General features: G+C 73.3%; 13 protein-coding genes and 2 pseudogenes. 5 read left to right on the forward strand and 10 right to left on the reverse strand.

All coding sequences use genetic code 11. The features are described from left to right. Positions 1-66: 66 nt before the first annotated feature. Together WBK31_RS24130 and WBK31_RS24135 are read right to left on the reverse strand one after the other, a co-directional pair. The gene (locus tag WBK31_RS24130) at positions 67-231 is read right to left on the reverse strand and encodes a hypothetical protein (RefSeq protein WP_406675568.1); all 165 of its coding nucleotides are present in this window, start codon (positions 229-231) and stop codon (positions 67-69) included. Next, the gene (locus tag WBK31_RS24135; protein WP_406673180.1) at positions 228-1,532 is read right to left on the reverse strand and encodes an OFA family MFS transporter; all 1,305 of its coding nucleotides are present in this window, start codon (positions 1,530-1,532) and stop codon (positions 228-230) included. Before WBK31_RS24135 ends, WBK31_RS24130 begins: the two co-directional genes overlap by 4 nt. Before the next feature lie 203 nt (positions 1,533-1,735). On the opposite strand from WBK31_RS24135, the gene WBK31_RS24140 reads away from it, so the two are divergent. Continuing rightward, positions 1,736-3,196 carry a carboxylesterase/lipase family protein gene (locus WBK31_RS24140; RefSeq protein WP_378787425.1) on the forward strand — a complete coding sequence of 487 codons (1,461 nt, stop codon included), beginning with the start codon at positions 1,736-1,738 and terminating at the stop codon, positions 3,194-3,196. 171 nt (positions 3,197-3,367) lie between these two features. On the opposite strand, the gene egtE is transcribed toward WBK31_RS24140, so the two are convergent. The 5 genes and pseudogenes from egtE to egtA form a co-directional block, all read right to left on the reverse strand. Then, positions 3,368-4,567, reverse strand: coding sequence for an ergothioneine biosynthesis PLP-dependent enzyme EgtE (gene egtE, locus WBK31_RS24145; protein ID WP_406673181.1), 1,200 nt, complete (start codon positions 4,565-4,567; stop codon positions 3,368-3,370). Between the two features lie 52 nt (positions 4,568-4,619). After that, positions 4,620-5,572: pseudogene (gene egtD, locus WBK31_RS24150) on the reverse strand (L-histidine N(alpha)-methyltransferase). A 46-nt stretch (positions 5,573-5,618) separates the two neighbouring features. Continuing rightward, positions 5,619-6,326, reverse strand: coding sequence for an ergothioneine biosynthesis protein EgtC (gene egtC, locus WBK31_RS24155; protein ID WP_378787421.1), 708 nt, complete (start codon positions 6,324-6,326; stop codon positions 5,619-5,621). A gap of 1 nt (position 6,327) precedes the next feature. Then, the gene (egtB, locus tag WBK31_RS24160; protein WP_378787419.1) at positions 6,328-7,617 is read right to left on the reverse strand and encodes an ergothioneine biosynthesis protein EgtB; all 1,290 of its coding nucleotides are present in this window, start codon (positions 7,615-7,617) and stop codon (positions 6,328-6,330) included. Then, complete coding sequence (gene egtA / locus WBK31_RS24165; RefSeq protein WP_406673182.1) at positions 7,614-8,801, reverse strand: ergothioneine biosynthesis glutamate--cysteine ligase EgtA; 1,188 nt, start codon at positions 8,799-8,801, stop codon at positions 7,614-7,616. Before egtA ends, egtB begins: the two co-directional genes overlap by 4 nt. 144 nt (positions 8,802-8,945) lie before the next feature. Here egtA and WBK31_RS24170 point away from each other — a divergent pair, with 144 nt between their 5' ends. Further along, positions 8,946-9,338 (forward strand): anti-sigma factor family protein, encoded by a 393-nt coding sequence (locus WBK31_RS24170; RefSeq protein WP_406673183.1) that lies wholly within the window; start codon positions 8,946-8,948, stop codon positions 9,336-9,338. 130 nt (positions 9,339-9,468) lie between these two features. Here WBK31_RS24170 and WBK31_RS24175 read toward each other — a convergent pair whose 3' ends face one another. Together WBK31_RS24175 and WBK31_RS24180 are read right to left on the reverse strand one after the other, a co-directional pair. Further along, positions 9,469-9,708, reverse strand: a complete 240-nt coding sequence (locus tag WBK31_RS24175; RefSeq protein WP_364056008.1) for a zf-HC2 domain-containing protein — start codon at positions 9,706-9,708, stop codon at positions 9,469-9,471. 81 nt (positions 9,709-9,789) lie between these two features. Next, entirely contained in the window at positions 9,790-10,431 is a 642-nt protein-coding gene (locus WBK31_RS24180; protein WP_406673184.1) for an RNA polymerase sigma factor, read from the reverse strand. Between the two features lie 188 nt (positions 10,432-10,619). On the opposite strand from WBK31_RS24180, the gene WBK31_RS24185 reads away from it, so the two are divergent. Then, positions 10,620-11,186: an NUDIX domain-containing protein gene (locus WBK31_RS24185; RefSeq protein ID WP_406673185.1), complete on the forward strand. Its 567-nt coding sequence runs from the start codon at positions 10,620-10,622 to the stop codon at positions 11,184-11,186. 110 nt (positions 11,187-11,296) lie between these two features. Here WBK31_RS24185 and WBK31_RS24190 read toward each other — a convergent pair whose 3' ends face one another. Next, complete coding sequence (locus tag WBK31_RS24190) at positions 11,297-12,340, reverse strand: TerC/Alx family metal homeostasis membrane protein (RefSeq protein WP_364056017.1); 1,044 nt, start codon at positions 12,338-12,340, stop codon at positions 11,297-11,299. 218 nt (positions 12,341-12,558) lie between these two features. Between WBK31_RS24190 and WBK31_RS24195 the strand changes: the two are divergent. Beyond that, a pseudogene (locus WBK31_RS24195) lies at positions 12,559-12,729 on the forward strand (TetR family transcriptional regulator); the annotation flags it as partial. 25 nt (positions 12,730-12,754) lie between these two features. Beyond that, on the forward strand, positions 12,755-13,393 hold the full coding sequence (locus tag WBK31_RS24200; RefSeq protein ID WP_406675524.1) for a ferredoxin: 639 nt from the start codon (positions 12,755-12,757) through the stop codon (positions 13,391-13,393).

A 13,393-nucleotide genomic window follows, 5' to 3' on the forward strand; every position in this document is an offset into this window, starting at 1 on the left:
CGCTGACCATGGTGGCCTCGGCGGTGCGCCGCGCCCTGTGAGCATGGACGCGGCGCACGCGCGGGGTCAGCCGGAGAAGAGCTGGGTGAGCTTGAGGAACAGCTCGTACACCCCGTGGGCGAAGGGGACCCCGACCCACACCCAGGCCAGGATCATCAGCCAGGTCCGCCGCTCGGCGGCGGGCTCGGCGGCGGGCCCATCAGCGGACTCGGCGGTGGATTCGGTGGTCATACGGCCTGTCCTTTCTCCGCGGGCTCCTGCCGCTGCGCGGGCCGTTCGTGGAATCTCTCGTGGACCGGCCTGATCAGCTCGTTGGCGATGAAGCCGATCGCGAGCAGGCCGATCATGATGAACAGGGACGTGGTGTAGAGGGCGGGGCCGGAGCGCCCGGCGTTCTCCTGGGCGTCGGCGATGGCGTTGACGATGAGCGGGCCGAGCACGCCCGCGGTGGACCAGGCGGTGAGCAGGCGGCCGTGGATGGCGCCCACCTCCAACGTGCCGAACAGGTCCTTCAGATAGGCGGGCACGGTGGAGAAACCGCCGCCGTAGAAGGACAGGATGCCGAGCGCGCAGACGATGAACAGCGGCTTGGAGACGTCGCCCGCCAGCGCGATGACGAGGTAGAGCAGCGCGCCGACGCCCAGGTAGACCCGGTACATGTTCTTGCGCCCGATCAGGTCGGAGGTGGACGACCAGACGAACCGGCCGGCCATGTTGGCCAGCGACAGCAGCGCGACGAACCCGGCCGCCGCGCCCGCCGCGACGGCCGCCGTGGTGCCGGCGAAGAAGTCCGTGATCATGGGGGCGGCCTTCTCCAGGATGCCGATGCCGGCGGTGACGTTGCAGCACAGCACGATCCACAGCAGGTAGAACTGCGGGGTGCGGATGGCGTTGCGCGCGGAGACGTCGGCGGTGGTGATGAGCGGGCTCGCCTTCGCGGCGGACGGCTGCCGGTTGCTGGGCTTCCAGCCCTCCGGCGGGACGCGGACGAGCAGCACGCCCATCGACATGAAGACCGCGTACACGATGCCGTGGATCAGGAACGTCGTGGCGATGCCGGTCGTCTCGGTGCCGAAGGCGGAGAGCATCTGCGCCGACCATGGGGAGGCGATGAGCGCGCCGCCGCCGAATCCCATGATCGCGATGCCGGTGGCCATGCCGGGCCGGTCGGGGAACCATTTGATGAGCGTGGAGACCGGGGAGATGTAGCCGATGCCGAGCCCGATGCCGCCGACGAAGCCGTAGCCGAGCACGACCAGCCAGTACTGCCGGGTGATCACGCCCAGCGCCGACAGCAGGAACCCGGAGGAGAAGCAGGTCATCGAGACGAACATGGCCCAGCGGGGGCCGTTGCGCTCGACGAGCGTGCCGCCGAACGCGGCCGACAGGCCGAGCATGACGATGCCGAGCTGGAAGGGCAGCGCGCTCTGGGTGCCGGTGAGGCCGAGCGCCGACTCCAGTGGGGGTTTGAAGACGCTCCACGCGTACGCCTGCCCGATGGCGAGGTGGACGGAGAGCGCCGCGGGCGGCACGAGCCACCGGCTCCAGGCGGGGGCCGCCACAATACGGGAACGACTGAGGAAAGCTTGCGGACTCGCGGACCTCGTACTGTCTGCCACCCACCTGGGTTACCACATACGGTATGCAGTATTTAAAAGTTGTACGACCTTTACGATGAACGGTCAGATCCTGTCGGCGAACGGCCGATGGGCACGGGCACAGGGACGGATGGCGGATGGCGGAAACGGGCGAGCCTCAGGTCACGATCACGAGCGGACGGGTGCGGGGCCGCTTCGAGGGCGGTGCGGCCGTCTTTCGCGGCATCCCGTACGCACGGGCGCCGCTCGGCGGCCTGCGCTTCGCCGCTCCCGTGCCGGTGGAGCCATGGGACGGCGTGCGCGACTGCGCGGAGTTCGGGCCGCACCCGTCACAGCAGGGCGCCACCGCGCCCCTCACCGAGAGCTGCCTGACGGTGAACGTGTGGTCGCCCGCACCGGCGGCCCGGCTGCCGGTGATGGTCTACGTCTACGGCGGCGCGTACCGGGGCGGGAGCTCGGCCGAGTCGCACCACGACGGGGCGGTGCTGGCCGCCGAAGGCGTCGTGGTGGTCACGTTCAACTACCGGGTGGGGATCGAGGGGTTCGCTCACCTTGAGGGCGCGCCGGCCAACCGGGGACTGCTCGACCAGGTGGCCGCCCTGGAGTGGGTGCGGGACAACGTGGCCGCGTTCGGCGGCGATCCCGACCGGGTGACGGTGTTCGGCGAGTCGGCGGGCGCCGGGTCGATCGCCGCGCTCATGGCGATGCCGCGCGCGGCCGGGCTGTTCAGGCGGGCGATCGCGCAGAGCGTGCCCGGCACGTACTTCTCGGTGCCGCTCGCCACCGACATCGCCGCCGCGCTCTCCGGCGAGCTCGGCCTGCCGCCCGCCGCCGAGGCGCTCGCGCCCGTCGGCCCCGAGCGCCTGGTGGGCGCGGCGGACGCGCTGGCGGCCGGGATGACCGCGTACGAGGCCCGCTGGGGGCCCGTCGCGCACCTTCCCACCCCGTTCGCTCCCGTCGTGGACGGCGAGGTGCTGCCCGGCGACCCCTGGTCCGCGCTGTCCGCCGGGGCCGCCCGCGACGTCGAGCTGATCGCCGGCCACAACCGCGACGAGTACCGCCTCTACACCCACGACGCGCCGGGCGAGCCGGCCGATGCGCTGCTGGAGGCGTTCGCGCCGGGAGTGCCGTACCGCGCCGCCTTCCCCGGGGCGTCCGCGGCGGAGCTGGCCGAGCTGGTGCGCTCCGACTGGCTGTTCCGCATGCCGAGCCTGCGCCTGGCCGAGGCGCACGCCGCGGGGGGCGGCAGGACGTACGCGTACGAGCTGACCTGGGCGGCCCCCGCGCACGGCGGCGCGCTCGGCGCCTGCCACGCGCTGGACGTGCCGCTGGTGCTCGGAACCCTGGACAGCGGGGTGGGCCGGTTCTTCCTCGGCGATCCCGCCCCTGAGGAGGCTGAGGCCGTCTCACGGGACTTCCGGCGGGCGTGGACGGCGTTCGCGCGCGGCGAGGGGCCCGGGTGGGCCCCCTACGACCCCGAGCGCCGTCTGACGCGGCTCTTCGACGTCGAGCCCGCGGTCGTGCCTTACCCGGAGGAGACCTCGCGCCGCCTGTGGTCCGGCCACGTCTTCGGAACGCTGCCCCTGCTCACCGCCTGAGGGCCTTCGCGCGCGTCCTCAGGGCCGGTGGCTCCCTTGCGCCGTCCGCGCGCGTCCTCAGGGGGGCGATGGCTCCCCTTGCGCCGTCCGCGCGCGTCCTCAACGGCGGGAGCTTCGCCTGCGGCGCGCCGGCGGCGTCCCGTACAAGCCAGGAAGGCGAGGAGGCGCGGGTCAGGAGGGGGCGGAGAGGAGCTTGGCGAGGGTTTCCAGGGTCTCCGGAGGGGTGCCAGGGGCCGGGGAGATGCGCAGGACCGGCTCACGCAGGTCGAGCGGGGCGCGGGCGGTGGGCACGACGCCCACCAGCAGGTTCGCCGCGTGAGCGCGGGCGGCGGCGCGTTCCACGGTGTCGTGCGGCGGCGGCAGAAGCGTCACCAGGGCGGACGGCTCGTCCAGAGGTTCGCACACCCGCCAGCCGCCGGCCCCGTCGAGCAGCTCGCGGGCCAGCCGCCCCAGCCCGGCCAGGTGCGCGTGGACGGCGGCGGGGCCGAGCGCGTGGTGTTCGAGCACGGCGACGCCGAGCCCGGCGCGGGCCGCGATGACGCCCTCCGAGCTCTCGTAGCGGGCGGCCCCCGGCACGGGCCGCGGATCCTGTGCCGGGTCCTCCCAGGTGTGGCCGCTGAGCGTGGGCGCGGGGGCGTCCATGGCGGCGTTCACAGCGGGGGTCAGGCCGGGGACGATGAGGACGCCGACGCCGCGCGGGCCCGCGAGCCACTTCCTGGACGTCCCCACGTACGCGGTGGCCCCGGCCCCGCGCACGTCCACGTGCCCGAGCGACTGGCAGACGTCCAGCACCAGCGGCACCCCGAAGTCCCGGCAGAGCGCGCCCAGCTCGGCCACCGGCTGCACGACGCCCCGGTGCGAGGCGATGTGGGAGAGCACCACCAGGTCCAGCCCGGCCTCCAGCGCCCGGCGCAGGCCGTCGGGGTCGATCCTGGTGTCACCGCCGACCGGCAGGTCCACGAGCCGCCAGCCGTTCCGCTCGGCCAGGCGGTGCAGCAGCATGACCGTGCTGCCGTACTCGGTGCGGGCCCGCCCCACCCGCGTGCCGGGGCCGAGCCGCCAGCCGCCCAGCAGGGCCGCCATCGCCGCCGTTCCGCTCTCCAGGAACGCCACGTCCTGCGGTTCCGCCCCGGCCAGCGCGGCCAGGGCCCGCCGGGCCTCGGTGAGGTCGGGTACGGCGCCGTAGGCGCCGCGCTCGCGCTCCAGCGCCAGGTGGGCGGCCATCGCGTCGAGCACCCGGTCGCTGGGCACGTTGCAGCCGGCCGCGTCCAGGTGCCCGGCGGGCAGCACGCTCCGCGCCGCCCGCCAAGCCTCCCCGACCGCCCCGACGGGCTCGGGGCGCGTCTCCCCCACGGGCCGTGCCGTCACCATCCCCGCGCCTTCCTGACAGGGGCAGGACGCGACTTCACGACCGGCCCGGCCGTCATACCCCGGCCAGCAGCAGGGCGAAGTCGCCGGACGGGTCGGTGTGGACGCGCAGCGGGGTGAACCCGGCCGACTCCAGCTCCCCCGCAGCCCGTCCAGCCGGAACTTGGCGCTGATCTCCGTACGCATCTCCTCCCCTTCTGCGAAGTCCACGGCCAGGCCGAGCCCGCCGACCCGCACCCGCATCGGGCGCGAGGCGCGCAGCCGCATCTCGATCCAGTCCCGCTCCTCGTCGTACCGGGCGACGTGCGCGAACGCCTCGGGCTCGAAGTCGGCGTCCAGCTCCCGGTTGATGACGTGCAGCACGTTCCTGTTGAACTCGGCCGTCACCCCGGCCGCGTCGTCGTACGCCGCCACCAGCCGCGCGGTGTCCTTCACCAGGTCGGCGCCCAGCAGAAACGTCTCCCCCGGCCGCAGCGTCTCGCGCAGCCCGGCGAGGAACGCGGCCCGCGCCGCCGGTTCGAGATTGCCGATCGTGCCGCCGAGGAAGGCGACCATGCGCCGCCCGTCGCGGGGCAGCAGCGCCAGATGCCGCTCGAAGTCGGCGCACACCGCCTGGACGGCCAGCCCGGGATAGCGGGCGGCCAGCCGGTGCGCGGCGCTCTCCAGCGTCACCGCGTCCACGTCCACCGGCGTGTAGCCGTGCAGCGTGCCGGCGGCGGCCAGCGCGTCGAGCAGCAGCACGGTCTTCTCGCTGGTGCCCGAGCCCAGCTCGACCAGCGTGTCGGCGCGGCCGGCGGCGGCGAGGTCCTTGGCCCGCGCCCGCAGGATCGAAAGCTCGCGCCGGGTCGGGTAGTACTCGGGCAGCCGGGTGATCTGCGAGAACAGCTCGCTGCCCGCGGCGTCGTAGAACCACTTGGGCGGCAACCACTTGGGCGTGGCCGTCAGCCCGGTCCTGACGTCGGTTTCCAGCGCCTGGCGCAGGTAGTCGCGGTCGAGATGGTTGATCAGGCGGACGGTTGACTGGATGGCGGGCACGAGGCCTCCTGAAGTGGGATCACAACGGCTGGATCGTGACGTCCTCGCCGGAGACGGTCAGCAGAGCGCGGTCGGGCACGGCCCGCCAGCCGGGCGAGTCGTCGAGCGGCTCGCTGGCCACCAGCACGCCGTCGTGGTGTCGGTGATGGAACAGGGTGTCGCCCCAGACGGTCGCGGCGATCGACGCGCCGTCGCAGGCGAGCAGGTTGAGCCGGGCGGCGGGGTCCTTCTCCCCGGCCCGTACGACGACGTCGGCCAAAGCCTCGCCGAGCTCCGCACCGGCCCGGCCGCGCTGGAACACGGCGGCGGCGAGCCAGGCGGAGTCGCAGGTGCTCTCGGCACCGTCGGCGAGGTCCTTGACCGCGTCGCGGTCGACCCTGCCGTTGTGGCTGAGCAGCCAGGCGCCGTCGGCGAACGGCGCGGTGGCGCTCTCCTCGACCGGCATGCCCACGGTGGCCGAGCGGACGGCCGCGAGCAGGCAGGTCGAGCGGGCGATCTCGGCGAGCGCCGGCAGGTTGGCGTCGGTCCACATGGGCACGGACCGCCGGTAGCGGACGGGCTCGGGACGGGCCGGGTCGTACCAGCCCATCCCGTAGCCGTCGGCGTTGATCAGGCCGTGCCGCTGGCGGCGCGGCGCGTACGACTGGACGAGCAGCCCGTACGGCGGCTCGTGGATGAGCGAGGCGAGCGTCCGTGCGGCGCCCAGCCAGGCGGCGTGGCGGCACACCTCAGCTCTCCGACCTGGCGCAGCGGAAGCCGGTGAAGATCTGCCGCCTGATCGGGTAGTCCCAGTTCCTGAACGTGGTCCGCACCGCAGCCGGGTCGGCCGCCCACGAGCCGCCGCGCAGCACGCGGTACTTCTCGCCGAAGAACACCTCGCTGTACTCCCTGTACGGGAAGCTGCGGAACCCCGGGTAGCCGTTGAACCACGTGTCGGTCCACTCCCACACGTCGCCCACCATCTGCTCCGCCCCGTACGGCGACGCCCCCGCCGGGTACGCGCCGAGCGGCGCGGGGTGCGAGGCGCGGTGCCCGAGGTTCGCCAGGGCGGGCGTGGGGTCGCCGTCGCCCCAGGGGTAGCGCCGGGAGCGCCGCTGCTCGGCGTCCCAGCCGCAGGCCTTCTCCCACTCGGCCTCGGTGGGCAGCCGCTTGCCCGCCCAGCGGGCGTAGGCGTCGGCCTCGTACCAGCAGACGTGCTGGACCGGCTCGTCCATGGGGACGGGCTCGACACGGCCGAAGCGGTTGCGGTACCAGGTGCCGCCGTCCCTGGTCCAGAAGAGCGGGGCGGTGGCGCCGCTGGTCTGCCGCCAGTGCCAGCCCTCGGGGGTCCACCAGCGCGGGTCGTCGTAGCCGCCGTCCTCGACGAAGTCGGCGTACGCGCGGTTGCCGACGGGCAGCCGGTCGATCCAGTAACCGGGCAGGTCCACCCAGGTGGCGGGGCGCTCGTTGTCGTAGGCCCAGGGCAGCGTGTCGGTGCCCATGAGGAACGGCCCCGCCGGGACGTGCACCTCCTCAGGCCCGCCCGAGCGGCCGCGCGGCAGCTCGCCGTCGCGGACCAGGCCCGGTTGCCCGGACAGTTGCAGGGTGGCGAGCATGGTCTCGTCGTGCTGGTGCTCGTGCTGGATGACCAGGCCGAACACGAAGCCGTCGCGGTTGAGCGGCCGCGGGTCGTCCAGGTCGATCGCGTCGAGCACATCGAGCACGCGCCCGCGCACGCCCTCGATGTAGCGGCGGGCCTCGGCGGGCCGCAGGAAGGGCAGGCTGGGGCGGTCCTTGCGCGGGGTCTTGAACGCGTCGTAGATGTCGTCGATCTCGGGGCGCAGCGGGGTGATGCCGGCGGCGGCCCGCAGCACCCACAGCTCCTCGTAGTTGCCGACGTGGGCGAGGTCCCACACCAGCGGCGACATCAGCGGGGAGTGCTGGCGGACCAGCAGGTCGTCGTCGGCCTCGGTGTAGGTGAGCGAGCGGTCGCGCACCGCGATGAGCTGGGCGGCGATGCGTTCCTTGACGTCGGTCATAGCAGTCCTTCGAGGGTCAGGTCGGCCGCCGGCGAGCGGCCGGGCGTCACGTGCCGGTCGGCGAACGCGGCCACCGCGCCGACCAGAGCGGCGTCCGCACCGAGCCGGGGCAGGGCGTCGAGCGCGGCGCGGAAACAGGTCTCTGCGGCCCGGCCGAGCCGCGGGTCGGCCAGCCCGCAGCGCGCCGCCGCCGCCCACGCGTGCCGGTGGGGCTCCACGGCGGCCATCGCCGTGTCGGCGGCCCGGTCGTCGGTGATGAGCGCGTACGTCACCGCCACGCAGACCGGCCAGGCCGACGGGTGCTGGGCGTCGAGGTAGCGGATCTCCAGCCAGCCTCGGGGGCGGACCGGAGGGAAGACGGTGGTGGCGTGGTAGGCGAGGTCCTCGGCCGTGGGCAGGCGCGGGCCGCCGCTTTCCAGCCAGTCGCGGAACGTCGAGCCGTCGCGGATCGTGCGGTAGTGGTCGTCGGCCTCGCGTACGAGCATGAGGCGGGCGTTCAGCAGGTACTCCGCCCAGTCGGCGGCGGGGTCGCCGCTGCGGGGGACGGGGGACGTCCTGGTGGGGTCGAGGTTGTCCCAGACCGCCTGGCGGCCCGACATCCAGCCGCAGGGGCGGCCGTCGCTGAGCGGCGAGTTGGCGAACGCGGCCAGCAGCATCGGGCCGAGCGCGTGGGCGCGCTCCCAGCGGGCGGCGGGGCGGTCTCCCAGGTCGAGGTTGACCTGGATGGAGGCGGTCGAGCACATCATCAGCGCCCCGTACGGGCGGCCCAGGAACTCCGCCATGGCGTCGTATCTGGGGAGCGTGAGCTGGCGGCGGGCCGGGCGTACCGGGTCGAGCCCCACCCCGGCGAGCGCGAGCCCTTCGGCGTGCAGGGCGTCGCGGGCCGCCGCCACGTCGGCCTCCAGCGCGGTCAGCATGAGCGGGAGCGACCCCGCGGGCCCGGACAGCTCCAGCTGGCCGCCGGGTTCGAACGTCACCTTGCTTCCGCCCGGCAGCAGGGGCGGCAGGGCCTGCTCGACCCTGGCCACCGGCACCTGCCCCGTGACGTCCGTACGGTCGAAGACCAGGAACTCCAGCTCCACGCCCACCCGGTCGCCGCCGGCCGGACGGAAGCTGTTGCGCGCGAAGTCGGCCACCTCAGAGGCGTCCCGCAACGGTGCGCTCTCGGCCGTGACACCGATCATCGTCCTCCCCTCGCCGGTCAGTACGGAGCTACAGACCCGCGAGGCGCCCGAACGTTACACCGCAAATGTGGGCGTAACGGATAAAGCAGAACGAGAACTAGATCCCATGGACGACGGCACCGGCTCGGACGGGGACAAGAACGCATGAAGCGCCGGCTCGCACGAGGGGACAACCGGATCCCACGGGCACGAGGGGACGAGCGGATCCCGCGGGACTGCGCGGCCATACTCGCCCTGCTGACCGACTACCTGGACGGGGCGCTCGCACCGGCCCGGCGCAGGGCCGTGACGCGGCACCTGCGCGCCTGCCCCGGCTGCGCGCGCCGGCTGGCGCAGCTCCGCGCCACGATCGCCGCTCTCGGCTGCCTACGCTCCGGCTCCCTCACCCCCGCCACGCTGGCCGCCCTGCGCGCCTGCTTCGCCCACGCCTCCCACCGCGCAGACCCCGCCCGCGACGAGCGCCCCCGCGACTTCCGCAGAACACGACGACCAGCGACAAGAAACGGCCCCGGAAACGGCCCGAGACGGCGACGCTAGACACGACCCGCCCACCCGGCCACCCCTGCGCACCTGCCTCCCCACCACCCCCACCACACGAACACAGACACGGCGAGCGACCTCGCAGCGCACGAGGACCAGCCACGCGAAACGGCCCGAGGCGGCGGCGCTAGGCGCGGCGGCGTTCGCGGAAGGCGGTCATGAGACGGTCGCGCACACCGGCCGACAGCTTCTCCGGCGGCTGGTCGCCGAGCGCCCTGATGGTGGCGCGGAACTGCTCGAAGTAGCGCTCGCACCACTCGCACCCGGCCAGATGGGCCCTGATGCCGTCGCGGGCGAGCCGATCGAGGGCGCCGTCAAGGTAGGCGGTGAGGAGTTCCGCCAGCTCGTCGCAGGTGAACCGCTTCACGACGTGGACCGCCCTTGCCGTTGGAGATGAACCGCTTCACTTCATTGTCGCCGCTTTACGACCGTGATGGGACCGTCGAAATCATTCGGGTTGCTTGACGGACTCGTAGTAGTCGGCTAGCCAGCCGCGCACTGCGGTGCGGGCGCGGTGGAGCAGCACCCGCTGGTTGGCCGCGGAGATCTCCAGGATCTCGCAGACCTCGTCGGATGTGCATCCTTCGACGTCGCGGAGCGTGATCACGACCCGCTGCCGTGGCGGCAGCCGCGCCAGGGCCTCCGCGATCAGCGCGCGGACCTCGGCCGCCAGCGCCTCGCCCTCGGGCGTCGGCCACACCCCGCCGGGGTCGCTCCAGCCGCGGGACAGCGGCCCCAGCTCGCGCGGCCCCGGCTCGTACGGCTCCCCGTCCGCTCCGAACGTGCTCCACGGCAGCGTACGGCTCTCGCGCATCCCGCGCTTCTTCGCGGTGTTGACCAGGATGCGGTAGACCCACGTCTTGATCGAGGACCGCTGCTCGAAGCCGTCGATGCCGTCGATGACGGCGAGCCAGGTGTCCTGGACGACCTCCTCCGCCGACTGGTCGGTGGACACGTAAGACCTGGCGACCCGCAGCATGCCCCGTGACCAGGTGTCGAGCAGCGCCGCGAACATCTCCTCGTCGCCCGCGCGCAGGGCCGTGACGACGACCTCGTCAGGTGGCAGCCCTCCGCCTGCGCATGACCCCACGATCGCTTCCCCTCCGGTCGAACGCCGGGACACCCCTAGGCCCCCGCTCCGACCGCGGCGGGCCGGCGCTGCCCCAGGGTAGCCTTCCCCACTGACGTTTCCCCCGGGTCCGCGTTCCTAGCCCTACCGGTGCGTATCGTCGGTAAGACTGGGGGTAAGGGAGCGGGTGGAGCGGTGAGGAGCGTGTCATGCGACGGCGGTCGGAGAGGCTGCTCTATGCGGCCAACGGAGTCGATCTGGGGGTCGCCGACGTCGAGCTGACCGGTGGCGAGCGCGTCGAGCGGCCGTTCATCCGTACGCCGCTCGCGGCCGGGGCGGTCGTCTTCCACGACGGCCGGGTTCTGCTGCTGTGGCGGCGCAGCCCCATCACCGACACGCCCGGCTGGGAGATCCCGCTCGGCGACGTCGGGCCCGGCGAGGAGCCGCAGGAGGCGGCGGCCCGCCACGTCGAGGAGCTGACGGGCTGGCGGCCCGGCCCGATGCTGCCGCTGATCCGCACCAGACCGGCCGGTGACGTCGCCGACTGCGAGCACGTCGTGTTCGCCGCCCATCAGGCCACCGAGCTGCCGGGCCGTGCCGACGGCGGCGACGGCGGCGACGGCGACGGTGGCGACGAGGTGCGCGGGCGGGCCGAGTGGGTGCCGATGCTGCGCGTCCAGGGACTCATCGAGGAGCAGGCCATCACCTCCGCCACCACGTCGGCGGCCCTGCTGCACTTCCTCGCCGACCTCCTGCAGGCTCGCACCGCCCACTGACCGCTCTACCTCTCGCAGGGCCGCACCGCCCACCGACCGCGCCGGCTCCTTCAGGCCCACCGCCCACTGACCACTCGACCGCCTCCAGACCGGCACCTGCGACCGGCCGCTCAGCGACGCTCGGTCTCTTCTAGCGGGTCGGGCCGCTGAGCCGGTGGTCGTTCCCTGAGCCGCGCTCGCCGGCCGGCGAGCAGGCTGGTGCCGGTGACGGCGGCCAGCACGACGACGATGACGCCGAGCGAGAGCGGGGTCGGGATCTCCGGTACGGCGGGCCAGACGCCGTGCGCCCAGTGCAGGATCAGCTTGGCCCCGATGAAGGCCAGGATGACGGCGAGGCCGTGGTTGAGGTGCCGCAGCCTGGCCAGCACGCCCTGCAGCACGAAGTACAGCGCGCGCAGGCCGAGCAGCGCGAACGCGTTGGTGGCGAACACCAGGTACGGGTCCTCGGTGACGCCGTACACGGCGGGCACGGAGTCCACGGCGAAGACGATGTCGGTGGCCAGGATGGCGACCGCGGCGAGCGCCAGCGGGGTGAGCGCCCTGCGTCCGTTCTCGCGGACGACCAGGCGCGAGCCCCGGTAGTCCTCGGTGACGGGCACGAACCTGCGCACGAGCCGCACGGTGCGCATGGAGGAGACGTCCACCTCCTGCCGCTCCCCCGCCACCACGTCCTTGACGATCTTGCCGGCGGTCAGGATGAGGATGCCGCCGAAGAGCAGGAACGCCCACGTGCCGCTCTGCAGCACGGCCGCGCCCAGCGCGATGAACACCGCGCGCAGGACCAGGGCGCCGACGATGCCGTACAGCAGCACCTGCCTGGCCAGCGCGTGCGGCACCGCGAACGCCGACAGCAGCAGCATGAACACGAACAGGTTGTCCACCGACAGCGACTTCTCCACCACGAACCCGGTGAAGAACTCGACCGCCACGCCGCCCCCGTGGCCGGCCCACAGGTAGCAGCAGAAGAGCACGGGCAGCAGCAGGTAGAACACCGACCAGCCGGCCGCCGCGCGCACGCTCTCCGCCTCCCGGCGGCGGGTCAGCAGCAGGTCGAGCGCGAGCAGCAGCATCAGGGCCGCCAAGGTGACCGACCACAGGGCCGGTGTAGCGATGGTGCGCAGCTCGACGGCATGCGCGAACATCTCCGCGGACAATGGGGGAACCTCCCTCGAACGTCAGTGATCCGTTCGAGGTCTCCTTCACCCTGCGGGTGGCCGTCCGGGGACGCTCAGGGGCGTCCGTACTGACCGGGCAGGCTCTTGCGAAGTACTCCCCTCGCCGCCCTCAGCGTAGATGAACTCCCGGCCCCCGGCCACCCGGCTCCGAGGCGGCGGTCTTGACGAGACAAATGAACGACTTTTTAAATTCGTCCATGGGACGCATCCCCGGAGTGACCGCGGCCGAGACCCGCGAGCGCCTGCTGCGCGCCGCCGCCGACGCCTTCGCAGAGCGCGGCTACGACGGCACCCGTGTGGCCGACATCTCAGCGGCGGCCGGCGTGAGCAACGGCGCCCTGTACGCCCACTTCGGCTCGAAGGCCGACCTGATGGTGGCCGCGCTGCGCGCCCATGGGCGGCGCATGCTGGCCGACCTGTTCGCCGCCGACCCCGACAGGTCGGCGACCGACCTGCTGCTCACCCTGGGCCGCAACCTGCCGCGCCCTCGCGACGCGCAGGGCAACCTCGTCGTCGAGGCGCTGGTCGCCGCACGCAGGGACGGCGAGGTGGCCGGCTCGATGCGCGACTACCTGGGCGAGCGGGCGGATTGGATCGCCGGCCTGGTACGCGTGGCGCAGGCCGACGGTGAGATCGACCCCGGCGTGTCCGCGGACGCGCTGGCCCACTTCTGTCTCCTGCTCGCGATGGGCAGCGCCCTCGTCACATCCGACCTGCATCCCGTGGACGACGAGGAGTGGACGGCGCTGCTCGTCCGCATCATCGCCGCCCTTGCTCCAGCCGGCGGGACGAAGCCCCCGCCGATCCGACCGCACAGACGGAGGCGACGCCGTGAAACTGCATATCGACCCCACGCGCTGCCAAGGCCACGGCCGCTGCTACACGCTGGCTCCCGAGCTGTTCGGCGAGGACGACGAGGGCTACGGCACGGTGCTGGGCGACGGCCTGGTGCCGGCCGGGCAGGAGAAGGCGGCCCGCCTGGCGGTCGCCAACTGTCCCGAGCATGCCATCGGCCTCAGCGAAGGGTCCTGA

This window comes from Nonomuraea sp. N2-4H, assembly GCF_045291505.1.
GTDB classification, from domain to species: domain Bacteria; phylum Actinomycetota; class Actinomycetes; order Streptosporangiales; family Streptosporangiaceae; genus Nonomuraea; species Nonomuraea fastidiosa.

Excerpts from the sequence above, each read along its gene's own strand:
- WBK31_RS24170 (WP_406673183.1), top strand. The coding sequence starts at position 8,946 with ATGAAGCGCCGGCTCGCACGAGGGGACAACCGGATCCCACGGGCACGA.
- WBK31_RS24185 (WP_406673185.1), top strand. The coding sequence starts at position 10,620 with ATGCGACGGCGGTCGGAGAGGCTGCTCTATGCGGCCAACGGAGTCGAT.
- egtA (WP_406673182.1), bottom strand. The coding sequence starts at position 8,801 with ATGATCGGTGTCACGGCCGAGAGCGCACCGTTGCGGGACGCCTCTGAG.
- egtE (WP_406673181.1), bottom strand. The coding sequence starts at position 4,567 with ATGGTGACGGCACGGCCCGTGGGGGAGACGCGCCCCGAGCCCGTCGGG.
- WBK31_RS24130 (WP_406675568.1), bottom strand. The coding sequence starts at position 231 with ATGACCACCGAATCCACCGCCGAGTCCGCTGATGGGCCCGCCGCCGAG.
- WBK31_RS24140 (WP_378787425.1), top strand. The coding sequence starts at position 1,736 with ATGGCGGAAACGGGCGAGCCTCAGGTCACGATCACGAGCGGACGGGTG.
- egtB (WP_378787419.1), bottom strand. The coding sequence starts at position 7,617 with ATGACCGACGTCAAGGAACGCATCGCCGCCCAGCTCATCGCGGTGCGC.
- WBK31_RS24200 (WP_406675524.1), top strand. The coding sequence starts at position 12,755 with ATGGGCGGCGCATGCTGGCCGACCTGTTCGCCGCCGACCCCGACAGGT.